General features: G+C 54.7%; 14 protein-coding genes. 4 read left to right on the forward strand and 10 right to left on the reverse strand.

Features of this window, described 5'->3' with window-relative positions:
* Positions 1-40 precede the first annotated feature (40 nt).
* Complete coding sequence (locus tag NBE99_RS04900) at positions 41-1,432, reverse strand: ParA family protein (RefSeq protein WP_250683364.1); 1,392 nt, start codon at positions 1,430-1,432, stop codon at positions 41-43.
* A 217-nt stretch (positions 1,433-1,649) separates the two neighbouring features.
* On the opposite strand from NBE99_RS04900, the gene rpsB reads away from it, so the two are divergent.
* The gene (gene rpsB, locus NBE99_RS04905; protein ID WP_250683365.1) at positions 1,650-2,441 is read left to right on the forward strand and encodes a 30S ribosomal protein S2; all 792 of its coding nucleotides are present in this window, start codon (positions 1,650-1,652) and stop codon (positions 2,439-2,441) included.
* A 17-nt stretch (positions 2,442-2,458) separates the two neighbouring features.
* Positions 2,459-3,352 (forward strand): translation elongation factor Ts, encoded by an 894-nt coding sequence (gene tsf, locus NBE99_RS04910; protein WP_250683366.1) that lies wholly within the window; start codon positions 2,459-2,461, stop codon positions 3,350-3,352.
* Positions 3,353-3,357: 5 nt separating this feature from the next.
* On the opposite strand, the gene NBE99_RS04915 is transcribed toward tsf, so the two are convergent.
* From NBE99_RS04915 to NBE99_RS04935, 5 genes are read right to left on the reverse strand one after another with little or no spacing between them, the layout of a single operon-like run.
* Positions 3,358-4,002: a riboflavin synthase gene (locus NBE99_RS04915; protein ID WP_250683367.1), complete on the reverse strand. Its 645-nt coding sequence runs from the start codon at positions 4,000-4,002 to the stop codon at positions 3,358-3,360.
* Positions 4,003-4,009: 7 nt separating this feature from the next.
* Complete coding sequence (locus tag NBE99_RS04920) at positions 4,010-5,860, reverse strand: S9 family peptidase (protein WP_250683368.1); 1,851 nt, start codon at positions 5,858-5,860, stop codon at positions 4,010-4,012.
* Entirely contained in the window at positions 5,857-7,305 is a 1,449-nt protein-coding gene (gene purF, locus NBE99_RS04925) for an amidophosphoribosyltransferase (protein WP_250683369.1), read from the reverse strand. The genes NBE99_RS04920 and purF overlap by 4 nt, the downstream gene beginning before the upstream one ends.
* A complete protein-coding gene (purL, locus tag NBE99_RS04930; RefSeq protein ID WP_250683370.1) occupies positions 7,306-9,591 on the reverse strand; it encodes a phosphoribosylformylglycinamidine synthase subunit PurL in 2,286 nt (761 codons plus the stop codon). It abuts the gene before it with no gap.
* Positions 9,592-9,630: 39 nt separating this feature from the next.
* Positions 9,631-10,155 carry a GNAT family N-acetyltransferase gene (locus tag NBE99_RS04935; protein ID WP_250683371.1) on the reverse strand — a complete coding sequence of 175 codons (525 nt, stop codon included), beginning with the start codon at positions 10,153-10,155 and terminating at the stop codon, positions 9,631-9,633.
* A 71-nt stretch (positions 10,156-10,226) separates the two neighbouring features.
* On the opposite strand from NBE99_RS04935, the gene NBE99_RS04940 reads away from it, so the two are divergent.
* Together NBE99_RS04940 and NBE99_RS04945 are read left to right on the forward strand one after the other, a co-directional pair.
* A complete protein-coding gene (locus NBE99_RS04940; RefSeq protein WP_250683372.1) occupies positions 10,227-10,949 on the forward strand; it encodes a hypothetical protein in 723 nt (240 codons plus the stop codon).
* A 28-nt stretch (positions 10,950-10,977) separates the two neighbouring features.
* Positions 10,978-12,648, forward strand: coding sequence for a Ppx/GppA phosphatase family protein (locus NBE99_RS04945; RefSeq protein WP_250683373.1), 1,671 nt, complete (start codon positions 10,978-10,980; stop codon positions 12,646-12,648).
* Between the two features lie 10 nt (positions 12,649-12,658).
* On the opposite strand, the gene NBE99_RS04950 is transcribed toward NBE99_RS04945, so the two are convergent.
* The 4 genes from NBE99_RS04950 to def are packed head-to-tail and all read right to left on the reverse strand — an operon-like array spanning position 12,659 to position 14,781.
* On the reverse strand, positions 12,659-13,594 hold the full coding sequence (locus tag NBE99_RS04950; protein ID WP_250683374.1) for a branched-chain amino acid ABC transporter permease: 936 nt from the start codon (positions 13,592-13,594) through the stop codon (positions 12,659-12,661).
* Positions 13,595-13,978, reverse strand: a complete 384-nt coding sequence (gene gcvH / locus NBE99_RS04955; protein WP_250683375.1) for a glycine cleavage system protein GcvH — start codon at positions 13,976-13,978, stop codon at positions 13,595-13,597.
* Between the two features lie 16 nt (positions 13,979-13,994).
* Positions 13,995-14,192 (reverse strand): hypothetical protein, encoded by a 198-nt coding sequence (locus NBE99_RS04960; RefSeq protein WP_250683376.1) that lies wholly within the window; start codon positions 14,190-14,192, stop codon positions 13,995-13,997.
* A gap of 22 nt (positions 14,193-14,214) precedes the next feature.
* Positions 14,215-14,781, reverse strand: coding sequence for a peptide deformylase (gene def, locus NBE99_RS04965; RefSeq protein ID WP_250683377.1), 567 nt, complete (start codon positions 14,779-14,781; stop codon positions 14,215-14,217).
* Between the last annotated feature and the right edge of the window lie 33 nt (positions 14,782-14,814).

Genomic DNA, 14,814 nt, shown 5'->3' on the forward strand with positions numbered 1-14,814 from the left:
TTTTCAGATTCTTTATAAATCCTGTTACAAAGGTTGTCTGTTAGGTGAGGTCATCAGGAGCAGCTAAAGGCCGCAGATAGGTCTGCACTAATGTCTGATAGAAGCCTAAGACGCGCTTATCTTTGAAGACAGCAGGGACACGGGCAAAGGCGGCACGGGAAATAATGGCATATTCCGGAATGGCAAATACGCTTGTGTCATTGGCTTGATACTGCGGCCAAAAGTAAGGGGTGAGGTGGGGGAGTTTTTGAAGAATTCGTTCAATTTCGGCTTGGGCAACGGCCATCGCCTTATCAGTTGTGGGAGCACCATTAAAGAAAATAGGCAAAGGAAGGGGTCCGCCTTCGCGGCGCAATGTGTGAATTTCGTTAAAGAGAAATTGGTGAATCACCTGAGCCGCATTGTTGAGGGAGGAGAGATCGGTGTGGCGGGTGGGAATCAAAACGGCGTCACTGGCATACACGGCGCTCTTACTTAAAAAGAGCCAAGCACTGGGGCAGTCAATGAGGATGTAGTCGTAGCGATCGCGCAAGGGGGCAAGGAGTTCCCGCAGGCGGGTAATGGGTGGATTTTGGGTTTGCATCGCCTGAATGAGAATGCTTTGCAGTTGTGGGGCAGCGGGAATGACATCAAAGATATGGGCAGACTTGATACTGCTGCTGGTGCGGATGCGCAGGTCAAAAGGGCGAATCGTAGCCGTAATCGGCTGATCAGGGTTTTGCAGACAAGCCGCAAGGGTCGTACTTGTGGAGGTTAGCTCAAGGGCGCGGCTGAGATCCCCTTGGGGGTCGCAATCAACGAGCAAGACAGCGGCATCTGCCACAGCAAGGGTGGCGCCCAAGTTAATCGTGGTGGTGGTTTTGCCCACTCCCCCCTTGTGGTTATAGATACAGAGGGTGGTGGCACGGGGGCGCGATCGCAAGCAGGTTTTGAGGTCTTCGATCATGCCCTCAAGGCGATCGCCCGTCAGTTCATAGTTGGGCGTGGCGGGATAGACCAAGTGGCCATGGCGTTGAAAAAGCTGTAAATGGCGGGCATTCGTGATCAACCCCCAAGCGGTTCCTTGGCAGTGGCAACCACTGAGAAGTTGCCGTAGTTGCTGTAGAGCGCGGCTATGATGGGCAGAACCATTCTCAAGGTTCAAGGCCACGGTTTGACTGGGAGTATTGCGGGAGCGACGGGCAGGGGGTTTAATCTCAACAATTAAATCAGGGTCAACTTGAGTTTGACAAAAAGGAGGCTGATGTTCGCGGGGGAAACGGGCTGCCACATCGGCAATGCCCGCACCTGTGTCAAAGGAAGATAGGCAATCGCGATCGCCAAAGCCCAACACACTCAGGAGCGGTCGGACAAAGTACTGCTCAATAACGGCTTCAGAGGTTTCGTCACCGTGAATTTGTTGCCATTGCAATCGCAAGCGGGAAATATCCAACGTTAAGCACCATCCAGCCGTCTTGAATCTTTCAGAATAGGTTGGCCACCCCCGAGCGTCAAGATCACAACGCTACCAAATCGCTGCGGACTGGGCTTTCCAAAGGCCTTGATCATTGGCTATGATAGTAAATCTGCAAATCTTTCACATTCGTCCCCTTGGGTGTCCTCACCGGATGATGGACGGATGGTTGTTTAACCCATAGGAGTACAACTCAATGGCAGTTCTTAGCCTTGCCCAAATGCTGGAGGCAGGGGTTCACTTTGGCCACCAAGCCCGCCGCTGGAACCCCCGGATGGCCCCCTACATCTTCACGGTTCGCAATGGGGTGCACATCATTGACCTCGTGCAAACCGCCCAACTGGTGGATGAAGCCTACAACTACATCCGCAACGCTGCTGAAAAAGGCAAACGCTTCTTGTTTATTGGTACCAAGCGTCAAGCTGCTGGCATCGTCGAGCAGGAAGCGCTCCGCTGCGGCAGTTACTACGTCAACCAGCGCTGGCTGGGGGGGATGCTCACCAACTGGAATACCATCAAAACCCGTGTCGATCGCCTCAAAGAACTCGAAAGCATGGAGGAAAGCGGCCTCATTGATCTGCGGCCAAAACAGGAGGCCTCGGCTCTGCGGCGGGAACTGGCACGGCTGCAAAAATATCTTGGCGGCATCAAACAAATGCGACGGCTGCCCGATGTGGCGATCATCGTTGATGTCAAGCGGGAATACAATGCCGTTGCCGAGTGCCACAAATTGGGGATTCCGATCGTGGCGCTGCTGGATACCAACTGCGACCCCAACCAAGTGGATATTCCCATTCCTGCTAACGATGATGCCATCCGTTCGATTAAGCTGATTGTGGGTAAACTAGCCGATGCCATTTACGAAGGCCGCCATGGTCAGTTGGACGAACCGGAAGCGGATCTCGCTGATGAGGACGACGATGGAATGACCGCCAGCGACGATGGTGATGCTGAAGCCCTAGATATTCCAGATGACTCTGACGCTTAATCCTTGAGGAACAGATCATGGCAGAAATTTCAGCCAAACTAGTCAAAGAACTGCGGGACAAAACCGGTGCCGGCATGATGGACTGCAAGAAAGCCTTGCAGGAGTCCAACGGCGATATGGAAGCCGCCATTGCTTGGTTACGGCAAAAGGGTCTAGCCTCTGCGGGTAAAAAAGCCGGGCGCGTGACCAGTGAAGGTCTGGTGGATAGCTACATTCACACTGGCGGGCGCATTGGTGTGCTGGTCGAGGTGAACTGTGAGACCGACTTTGTGGCTCGCAACGAGAAATTCAAAGCCCTTGTTCAAGACATTGCCAAGCAAATTGCCGCTTGCCCCAATGTGGAATTTGTCTCAGTAGATGATATTCCCGCTGAGTACAAGGAAAAAGAACGCCAGATTGCCCTTGGCTCCGATGCCCTGAAGGGCAAACCCCCCGAAGTGAAGGAGAAAATCGTTGCTGGCAAACTGGAGAAAACCCTCAAAGAGCTGTGCCTGCTCAACCAGCCCTTTATCCGCGATCAATCTAAGACCGTTGAAGAGTTGGTGAAAGAGCACATTGCCGAACTGGGGGAAAATATCCAGATTCGCCGCTTCCAACGCTTTGTCCTCGGTGAGGGGATTGAGAAGCAAGAAACCAACCTTGCTGAAGAGGTGGCCGCCCAAACCCAAGCCATGACTGCTACCGCAAAAACTGCCGAAGCACCAGCAGAAGTGGCCGAAACTGCAACGCCTGAAGTGAGCACGCCTGAGCCAGCAGCGGAAACGACGGTTGAAGAGCCAGCCCCAGAACCTGTCGCAGTTTCTGAGCAGACGGCGGAACCAGTAGCTGAACCTGCGGCTGAAAGCAAGGGATTTGGTGCCGCTGCCAAAAAATCCGGTGGCAAGTCTCGCACCACCAAGAAGAAAAAGTAATGTCCCTAGGCGTAGCCATGGGCCTGGAGAAAGGCGAGGTCAATTTCCACTGAGGCATCTTGGGGCTGGAGAAACTTGCGGGTATATTTGCCCAGCAGATCCGCCTCTAGGTTCACACCATCGCCAACCCTAAGAAATTGCAAGGTGGTTTCTGCGTAGGTATGGGGGATGACAGCAATGCTGAATTCATCCCCTGTTTCGTTGCAATGGGCAACGGTGAGGCTAATGCCATTGATGGCAATGCTGCCTTTGGGGATGATGTAGGTCGCTACCGCTTCAGGGGCAGAGAATGTGACTTCCCAACTCGATCCTGTGGGGGCGATCGCTAGCACTCGACCCACACCATCCACATGCCCAGTGACAAAATGCCCCCCCACCTTATCCCCGACTCGTAGGGCAGGTTCTAGGTTCACCATTGCGCCTGCTGCTGCTTTGGCCGCCAGTGTCGTGCGTTGCAGCGTTTCTGGGGAGACACTGACTGTAAAACCGGTTGCATCGAATGTTTCCACCGTCAGGCAGACCCCATCAACGGCAATACTATCGCCAATGGCCACGTTAGCAAGGAAAGGGGCATCGGCAGCAGTAACCGTCAACTGCGACTCAGAGCGTTGCTGGAGGACACCAATTGCCTGAATAATACCAGTAAACATGGTGAGTCTAGCCTTTGAGTAAAAACCGCTGATAAAACTTTAATTCTGCCTCAAGGGTAGTGGAGATCGTGCTACTTTGGCGGAAGCCGTGCCCCTCTTCGGCGAAGGTGTAATAATCGACGGGAATGCCCTTGGCCTGAAGGGCGGCCACCATCTGTTCCGCTTGGCTGGGGGGAACGACCACATCCTTGAGTCCCTGAAAGAAAATCACTGGGCAGGTGAGGCGATCCGTATGGTAGAGGGGCGATCGCTGGCGGTAGAGGTCTGCCCCTTCGGGATAGGGGCCAATCAGTTGATCAAAGTAGTGGGCTTCAAAGGCATGGGTTTCCTTGAGCAGGCGAATGAGATCGCCAATGCCGTAATAACTTGCTCCCACATGGAAAACCCGCGTAAACGTCAGCGCACACAGGGTGGTATAGCCCCCAGCACTACTGCCGCGAATGGCCAAGCGATCACCATCAACCTTTCCTTGGCGAACTAAGTACTCTGCCCCGGCTCCACAGTCCGCCACATCCACCACTCCCCACTGTCCCCGCAGGGCATTGCGATAGGCACGACCATAACCCGTACTGCCGCGATAGTTCACATCCAATACCGCAAAGCCGCGACTTGTCCAAAACTGGGTGCGCAGATCTAATCCCGTACCACTAGCTGCCGTCGGTCCCCCATGACTTTTGACAATTAAGGGCGGTCGTGTATTGGCGGGGGGCTGTACCTGAGGATTTTGGGGCGGATAGAAAAAGCCGTAGGCGGTTGCACCGTCACCCGTCGGAAATTCAATCACTTCGGGCTGGGAAATCCACTCTCGCGGTAGGGGCGCAGACACAGGCTGCACAGGTGCACAGATGCCTGTATCCAGATGCAACTGAACAATATGGGGGGGCAAGTGGGGAGAACTGCCAATAAAGGCTACCGTGCGATCGCTTACCCGTACAAGGGAATGAACCTCAGTATAGTCGGCGGCTAGGGTTTGCCATTCCCCCCTAGGGAGAGAAACCACTGCCAGTCGCCACAGGCCACGATCGCTATAGGTTAAAACTGCTGTTTCAGCGTTCACAAGGGCATAGGTGGATTGACCAAAGACCCAGAGGGGTACACCGGCATCATAACTGGCCTGCCAGACAGGTTCATGGTGGCCATCACGGTAACGATAGAGATTCCACCAGCCAGAGCGATCGCTGATGTAGTAGAGGGTCTCTCCTTGCCATTGGGGTTGCTGCACAGATTCCTCACTACTGCCAGCAATGCGGTAGGGGGTACCAAGGGAACCGTTACTACTGACCATGGCTCCCCACAGTTCACAGCCATCCCAGGGCATCTGCGGTGCTGACCATTGCAACCAAACAAGGGTGTTGCCCTCTGGACTCAAGCGGGGCGCCGCATAAAAGCCCGCTCCTTGAACCAGCACTGTTCGTTTTCCCGACAGGTGAATCGCCACAATGGACTGTTGGCTGTGGCCATCGGCAAAATGCGCCTCTTCAACACACAGCAGGCGATCGCGCCAAGAATCGACGCAACCATCGGCAAAGCGGGTATTCGCCGCTTGGTAGATTAGCTTAGGGCTGGGTTCCCCAAGGGCGTAGATGCCCTGATCGGCATCATTAACAAAGTAAATCTGGTTACCGTGGCACCAGTAGGCACCGCCACCATACTCATTGACTCGCGATCGCGCACTAAAGGGAGCCGCCAAAAGCGCTTGCCCTTGACGCACCAACACCACTCGCCCCTTCTCTTGGGGACGCCGCTCTAGCCACACCAGACCAAGGGGCGTGGAACGCAATTCACTGAGACTGGTGGCAGCAGTACTAACGTCGGCGGCCGAGAGGATGGAAGGCCAGTCACCGTAGTCGAGACTCATTGAGGAATTTGCTCAAGCACCAGCTTTTGCCGTTTCACTGGCTCAGGGACACTAATCGGGTACTTGCCGGTAAAACAGGCAGAACAAAAGCGATCGCCCGTATCGTAGGTAGCAGCAATCATTCCCTGCCAACTAAGATAACTGAGGGAATCGACGCCAATCTGAGCCGCAATCTCAGCCACGGACTTGGTGGCCGCAATCAGTTGATCTTGGGTATCGGTGTCAATGCCATAAAAGCAAGGGTGAGTCACCGGCGGCGAGGAAATCCGCATATGCACTTCCACTGCACCCGCATCCCGCAGCGCTTTGACAATTTTGCGGCTAGTGGTACCCCGCACAATCGAATCATCCACGATCACCACCCGCTGTCCCATCAGCACATCCCGTAGCGGATTGAGTTTCATGCGAATCCCCGACTCCCGCATCGACTGGGTGGGTTGAATAAACGTGCGTCCCACATAGCGATTTTTAATTAAGCCTTCGGCGTAGGGCACCCCCGTGGCTTGGGAAAAGCCAATGGCCGCCGGCACACCCGAATCCGGCACCGCAATGACTAGATCCGCATCGGCGGGCGCTTCCCGACCCAACTGCTGTCCCAAGCGCTGGCGGTAGCTATAGAGGCTTTCCCCCTGCATGACACTGTCGGGACGCGCAAAGTAAATCATCTCAAAGATACACAACTTGCGTTGCGACTCTGCCCATTGGATACTTTGAATGCCTGACGGCGTAATGTGGATCAATTCTCCCGGCTCCACATCCCGCACATAGTCCGCACCGATAATATCAAGGGCACAGGTTTCAGAAGCGAGTACGTAGTGGGGCGTGGTCTCATCCATGAGGCGGCCAATCACTAGCGGCCGAATACCATGGGCATCCCGCAGGCCAAACAACCCCGCTGGCGTTCCTATCACTAGACTATAAGCCCCTTGGCACTGCTGGGCAGCGGTAATGATCCCCTCTGACCACGATTGACCCGTAGCCACAGCCTGAGCGATCGCCCAAGCAATGAGTTCAGAATCCGTTGTACTCGCTAACACCGCCGTAGGCGCATCACAGGCCAGCACCTGTTCTCGCAGAGCGTAGGTATTTACCAAGTTGCCGTTGTGGGCTAAGGCCAAAGGTCCTAGGCGAGTTTCGACCACCACTGGTTGGGCGTTGACAATGCGACTGGAACCCGTGGTCGAGTAGCGATTGTGGCCAACAGCCAAATTGCCCACTAGCCGTCCAAGAATCTCTTCATCAAAGACTTGGGAGACCAAGCCCATATCCTTGTAACAATGGACGGTGTCACCCGCAAATGTGGCAATTCCAGCGGATTCCTGACCTCGATGTTGCAGGGCATAGAGACCAAAGTAGGCAAGGCGAGCCACATCCGCCCCGGGGGCATAGACCCCAAACACACCACAGGCTTCTTCCGGCTTATCAGCAAATTGTTGTTCTGTCATTTAGTCCAAATACTTCGGCAGGGGCGATCGCCACGCAAGAGCTAGCTCTTCCATCGTAACCCTGATGAGCGGAGAATGGTCACAGGTGTCAATACACAGTTCTGTATGTTCACCATTAACAACCCCTAGGCGTGTCCAAGCATTGGGCAGTTGCGCCTGCACATAGGCTTCCCACACTGTCTGTTCCGTTGGTGGCACAGAGACCAAAATCCGCGCTCCCCCCTCAGCAAACAGGAGGGCATCCCACCGGGGATAGACACCCTCTGGCAACTGAATCGTTGCTCCGCGCTGCCCACTGAGACAGCTTTCTGCCAAAGCTACCGCCAATCCACCCTCACTCAAATCATGAGCACTGGCCAGCCAACCCTGCTGAATGCCATAGCGACACACCGCCTGCACCCGCTGCTCAAGGTCTAAATCAATCTGGGGTGGACAACCGGCCACCAAGCCATGGATTTGGGCAAGGTACTCTGAGCCGCCAAGGCTAATGCGAGGATCACTCAGAGGTGTGGTCAGGGGCAAGCCCAACAGGTAAATGCCATCGCCGGCGGCTCGCCAGCCTTGACCAAGCACCCGCTGCAAGTCCGGAAGCAACCCCACCATCCCCACCACCGGGGTCGGATAAATCGGCTGTGGTTGGCCATTGCTATCAATTGTTTCGTTGTAGAGGGAGACATTGCCACCCGTGACGGGGGTTTCTAGGGCACGACAGGCCTCCGCAAGACCGCGACAGGCATTGGCCAACTGCCAGTAACCCACGGGCGTTTCTGGACTGCCAAAGTTGAGGTTATCGGTGACGGCAAGAGGCTCCGCCCCCACACAACTCAGATTACGAGCAGCTTCGGCCACGGCCGCTTTACCCCCTTCGTAGGGATCCAAATACACATAGCGACTGGGGCAATCCACCGTCGCCGCAATCCCTTTGGAGGTGCCCCGCAGACGAATTACTGCCGCATCGGCATCGCCGGGGAAGACGAGGGTATTGTTTTGCACTTCGTGATCGTACTGGCGATAGACCCATGCTTTGGAGGCCATACTGGGCGTTGCTAGGAGGGTGAGCAAGATTTCTGCGGGCGATCGCGCCGGTAGCGCCAATTGAGCCACTGACCATTGCCGTGCCTGTTGGACATAGAGAGGCGGCTCACTGGGACACTGCCGCTCATAGACGGGGGTCTCTTCAGCAAGGGCACGGGCAGGCACCTCTGCGGCCACCTCGCCACGGTAAAGCACCCGCACCACCGGCTCGGCAATGACACGTCCCACAACCACTGCCTGCAAGCCCCAACGATGGAAAATCTCAATGAGTTCCGCTTCGCGGCCTTGGGCAGCAACAAAGAGCATGCGTTCTTGGGATTCCGAGAGTAAAAACTCGTAGGGCACCATTCCCTGTTCGCGCACGGGCACCTTGTCCAAGTCCAGCTCAATGCCGACACCCCCTTTGGCGGCCATTTCCGATGTCGAGCAAGTCAACCCCGCTGCCCCCATATCTTGGGCGGCTACCACTGCCCCGGTTTGAAAGGCTTCAAGGCAGGCTTCAATGAGGCATTTTTCCATGAAGGGATCCCCCACTTGCACCGCCGGGCGATCGCGCGTGGAGTCATCTGTCAGCTCGGCACTGGCAAAACTTGCCCCCCCCATGCCATCACGACCTGTGGTGGATCCCACATAGAGAACTGGATTACCAATACCACTGGCTGCCGATTTGACAATCTCTGGGGTTTCCATGAGTCCCAAGGCCATGGCATTCACCAAGGGGTTGCCCGCATAGCAGGGGTCAAAATACACCTCCCCCCCCACCGTGGGCACACCGGCACAGTTGCCGTAGTGGGCAATACCCGCCACGACGCCTTTCACCAATTGTTGGGTTTTTGGCTCCTTGAGATCCCCAAAGCGCAGGGCGTTCAGTAGAGCAATGGGACGCGCCCCCATCGTAAAAATATCCCGCAGGATGCCACCGACCCCCGTCGCTGCCCCTTGGAAGGGTTCAATGGCCGAGGGATGGTTGTGGGACTCAATCTTAAAAGCAAGGCGCAAGCCATCCCCTAAGTCTACAACGCCGGCATTTTCACCAGGCCCGACCAGTACCCGTGCCCCTTGGGTGGGAAACTGCTTGAGCAGCGGCCGCGAGTTTTTGTAGCAGCAATGCTCCGACCACATGACGCCAAACATGCCCAATTCCGCGCGGTTGGGATGGCGGCCAAGACGGCGGACAATTTCAGCATATTCTTGGGGCTTGAGACCTTCAGCAGCAATCTCAGCCTCAGTGACGAGGGGGGGTTGGCTCATGGCAAAGGATCATTTAGGCTACGTTATCGATTATCGAGCCTAGCGGGAATTGGGGTACCAAAACATCCCCTTAATCCCCTCGGGATCGGGACGAAAGCCCAACTGACGGTAAAAGTCCACAACATGGGGATCGGCAAAGAGGGTAATGTTGCTGATGTCCTCGCTGCGCAGTTCTTTGATAATTTGCCGCATCAATTCTTTGCCCAGCCCCCGCCCCTGAAATTCTGGATGTACCACCACATCCCAAATCGTGGCATTAAAGGCATGATCGGAGGTAGCACGCGAAAAACCAATCAGACGACGATAGGCGCCCCGCTGCTCCCACATCGAGATCACAAGGAAACTGTGCTGAATCGCTTTTTTTACCTTGCGAATGGGACGGCGTGACCAGCCAACGGCATCACAGAGTTCTTCTAGTTCATAGACATCAATATCTTTGTCTTTGCTAAAAATAATTTGACTTTCGGTGCCATTGTCCCGCTCTACCTGAGAGCTTAGACTGGGGGACGTGGTGGTGGCGCTGGTAGTCGGTTGCGAATTGAACAGCGATTTCCAGAAGCTCATGCAAGTATGCTGGAGATGGAAGAATGACCAAGTGTAACCCGGCCTAGGCTATAGTATAGCGACTCTCACCCATGGTTTCCGATTTTCAACTGCGTAACCTTGATGTCCTGAAGCGCTTCAATCGCTCCTTTCCGGAGTTCTATGAGCAATTTGTCGGTCGGGATGTCCAACTGCAAAACCTGAAACTAGGGTTTCAAATTCACAAAACGAATCAGGCGGTGATTCAGATTGTCCCCGAGGGCGATCGCTCGGTGCTGCATTTTGCCCATCGCAATCACTCCTATCTGCTGAGCGATCTCTTTGGTGTGATGGCGGCCTACAAACTCACCATCCACAATGTCTCCCTCTATGGCCATGTGCGACCGCCGATGCTGGTGTTTGTCAAATTGGTGCTCTCGGAACAGGGCAAACCCCTGACGAAAAAGCGGAGTGAAAGTGTGCGCCGTGCCCTGCAACAGACCCTGAGTGGCGAGTTTGCGGTTGAGGAAATGCTGGCCATGGAGTTTAACCTCAATGAAGGCCTGCCGCAAATTACCACCAGCTTTTATCAAGATCAGGTCTTTCATCTGCCGGCGCTGTTGGTGGAGTCCACCAATCATCCCGCCTTGCTCTACAAGGTGATGCACGCCATTTGGCAAGAGGAACTGTTAGTAGTGAATATCAACTTTATGCTCTGGCAGGGACGGGTGCGACTGTTACTCTATCTGCTCGGCCCCAATGGCAGTGTCATTCCTGACTATTTAGGCTCCCGTATTGCTGCCAAGATCAAGGATCATCTAACGGGAAACACTTAGGGTAGGATAGGGGGTGTTTGTCCCCTTCATGATGCGTCCAATGGCTGCTGAACAACATCTCCACCTATGGCGACCGGTGAACCTCAGCGATCGCATTCTGGCGGCAATTGATGTCGGGACAAACTCAATTCACATGGTGGTGGTACAAATTCAACCCAGCTTACCCAGCTTCAAAATCATTGCTGCCGAAAAGGATATGGTACGGCTGGGGGAACGCTGCCAAATTACAGGACAACTGACGGAAGAGGCAATGAAGCGGGCGATCGCCACCCTGCGCCGCTGTCGCGAATTGGCCACAGGTCTCAAGGCAGAAGAAATTATTGGCGTGGCCACCAGTGCGGTGCGCGAAGCCCCCAATGGCCGTGAGTTTCTAGAGCGCGTCAAGGCAGAGACCGGCCTGACCATTGATCTCATTTCTGGGGAAGAGGAAGCGCGGCGCATTTATCTAGGGGTACTGTCGGGGCTAGAATTCAACGGCAAGCCTCACATCATCATTGACATTGGGGGTGGTTCCACGGAGTTAATTCTCGGCGATGGCCATGAACCCCGCTACCTCAGCAGCACCAAAGTGGGGGCAGTACGCCTGACGGATTTATTTGTCAAAAGCGATCCCATTAGTGATCAGGACTACGCAGCCCTGCGCGCCTATGTGCGGGGAATGTTGGATCGCGCGGTTGAAGACCTGCGGCAGCATCTCGGTCCCCATGAAAAACCGCAACTGGTGGGTACCTCAGGCACGATTGAAAGCCTAATGATGATTCACACCTGCGATCGCCTTGGTACCTGTCCGACCTCATTGCAGGGCTATGAACTCACCCTAGAGGACTTAAAAGCCCTCGTGGCCAAATTGCGGCGACTCAACTTTAACCAGCGCTGTCAACTCTTGGGGATGTCGGAGCGGCGGGCAGAAATTATTGTTGCTGGAGCGGTGATTCTTGCTGAAGCCATGGAGATGCTCGGCCAAACCAGCCTCATTACCTGCGATCGCGCCCTGCGGGAAGGCATCATTGTGGACTGGATGCTCACCCATGGTCTCATTGAAGACCGTCTCCGCTATCAAAGCTCAGTGCGCCAGCGCAGTACCTACAGTTTGGCGCAAAAATTCCATGTCAATCTCGCCAGTAGCGAACGGGTGGCTGATTTTGCCCTGACGCTGTTCGATCGCACCCAAGGGATTCTCCACGAGTGGACAGAAACAGAGCGCGAACTTCTCTGGGCAGCAGCGATTCTTCACAATGCCGGTCACTACGTCAGCCACTCTGCTCACCATAAACATTCCTACTACCTCGTGCGCCATGGCGGCCTGCTGGGCTACACGGATACGGAAATTGAGATCATTGCTAACCTCTGTCGCTACCACCGCAAGAGTCCCCCCAAGAAAAAGCATGAAAACTTCCGCCAACTGGTGGGACGCCGCGAACGCCAAATTGTCGAGCAACTGAGTGCGATTCTGCGGTTGGCCTCGGCGTTGGATCGGCGACAAATTGGAGCCGTGGATCACATTACCTGTGAGTGGCGTGCTCTACAACGGGAGTTTTGTGTACAGGTGCATCCCGCTGACCCCAGCGATCGCTGTGAGTTGGAAATTTGGAGTGTCAACTACAAAAAAGAACCCTTTGAAACCCAATTTGGCGTCAGTTTGAAGGTGGAATTGGTGCCCGCCAGTAGTACAGTTTTAGCTACAGCGGTGAATTACTGATTGAAGATCCTTAAACTTTTTCCACTGGAGGCTGACCCAGCAGCCCTTGGGGTCGCACCAGCAGCACCAAGAATAAAATTGCAAAGGCCGCAGCATCGCGCAACCCGGAAGCTGCCGCAGGCACCATTGCCTCCACCAGTCCCAGCAAAAAACCCGCCAACATCGTCCCCGGTAAACTGCCTAACCCCCCAAGAACAATCACTGCTAACCCCTTGAGACCAAAGATGACGCCAAACTGCGGCCCTGTAATGCCAACACTCAGGGCAACAAGGGTACCAGCAACGGCCGCTAAGGCACTGCTGACAAAAAAGGTCACTTGAATAATGCGATCGCCATCAATGCCGAGTAATGTTGCGGCTGTCGGATTTTCAGCCACTGCTTGTAAGGCTTTTCCCATGCGCGTCCCCTTTACCCAATAAGTGAGAACCATCATTAAGACCACTGCCACTGTCAAGATCACGAACTGGCTGGTGCGCAGGGTAATGTCGCCGAAATGCAGTGTTAGCGGCAATCCCCCCAAGAGCTGATCCGGATAGGTATAGACTTCGGCACCCACCAAATACTGGATCAAGTTGGTGAGGAGAACGGCTGCCCCAAGACTCGCCACCACAGTCAAGAGGGTGTCAGTGCGCTGCTGCCGCAAGGGACGAAAGACCAACCAATCAATGCCCACCCCCAACAAACCACAGCCAAGGGCACTCAGAACCAAAGCCGGGGCAAAGGGTAAGGCAAAGGGAAGCTGGCCGTTGGCCAAAAGGCCATTAAAGCCAAACCGCCCCCCTAAGAGGGCATAGGTGAGGTAGGCACCAATGGCAAAAACAGCGCCGTGGGCAAAGTTGATAATGCCCAAAATTGAGAACACAAGCGTGTAGCCAAGGGCAAAAATGGCATAGACACTGCCTGTGGCCAATCCATCCACAAGCACTTGCAGAGCACTGGTGGCCACCTAAGCTCCTTCCACAAGGGCACGATAATCCGCTGCTGAGAGGAGTCCTGTCGGGGGGGTACTGACTTGCACCTTGACCAACCACCCCTCCCCGTAGGGATCGGCAGCAATTTGCTCCGGGTTGTCAATGACGGCCTGATTGACCGCAATTACGGTTCCCGCGAGGGGCGCATAGAGATCCTCAACGGCTTTGACGGATTCAATCGTACCAAAGCGCTCACCGGGTGCTAGGGTATCACCCACCGCCGGCAATTCCACAAAGACAATATCCCCCAGTTGATCCACAGCAAAGGCACTAATGCCGAGGGTGGCCGTATCGCCCTCAAGGCGCAGGTACTCATGGCTGTCGAGATATTGAAGATCATCAGGGTAGGTCAGTGTCATAGCGGGTTTCCATCCATCAGGGGCGATCGCTGGCACGGGCAAGGCGCACAGCAGTGACAAAAGCAGCTAAGCCAAGGGGCACACTCAGGAGCAAAATCATGGTTGTGGGTACCACTCCCAACTGAGCTTCTCCAGAACTCAGCTCAAAAATGCACCCCACTGTGGCGATCGCGGCCACACAGGCGGCTAATAGATACAGATAACTCTTGACCACAGACTCTGATCCTCAGCGTTCCCTAAGCGGCAATGGGACGCACGGCACTGGGGGTAAAGCCATGTTCCTTGAGTTCATGGCGTAGTAGCGCTTGGTTTTCCACGCGATCCACAAACATCACCCCCGTCAGGTGGTCAATTTCATGCTGGATGGCACGGGCAAGTAACCCACCTGCCATAATCACTTGGGGACGCCCCCACTCATCTTTGTAGGCCACTTCCACCATCGCTGGACGGCGCACTTCTAGATAGACGCCCGGAATGCTCAAGCACCCCTCTTGGCAAACCTCAAGTTCTTCACTGAAGTCCTTAATGACGGGGTTGATCATCACCAACGGCTCTGCTTCAGGATCATCGGGATGGATGTCAATGACGAGGATTTGCTTATTGATGCCCACTTGGGGTGCTGCCAAGCCAATGCCATCGGCACTGTACATGGTTTGTAACATTTTCCGCACAATATCGCGGATGCTGTCATCAACTTTGGTGACCCGTTTGGCGGGTTGTCGCAGCACGCGATCGCCCAAATAGTGCAGTTGCAGAGGCGGAGTTTTTAACTTTTTCTTTTCAACAGCGAGGGATGCAGCCATAGGACACGCCAAGACAACAAAACTTAATCAATT

Source organism: Thermosynechococcus sp. HN-54 (assembly GCF_023650955.1).
In the GTDB taxonomy this organism is placed as follows: Bacteria; Cyanobacteriota; Cyanobacteriia; order Thermosynechococcales; family Thermosynechococcaceae; genus Thermosynechococcus.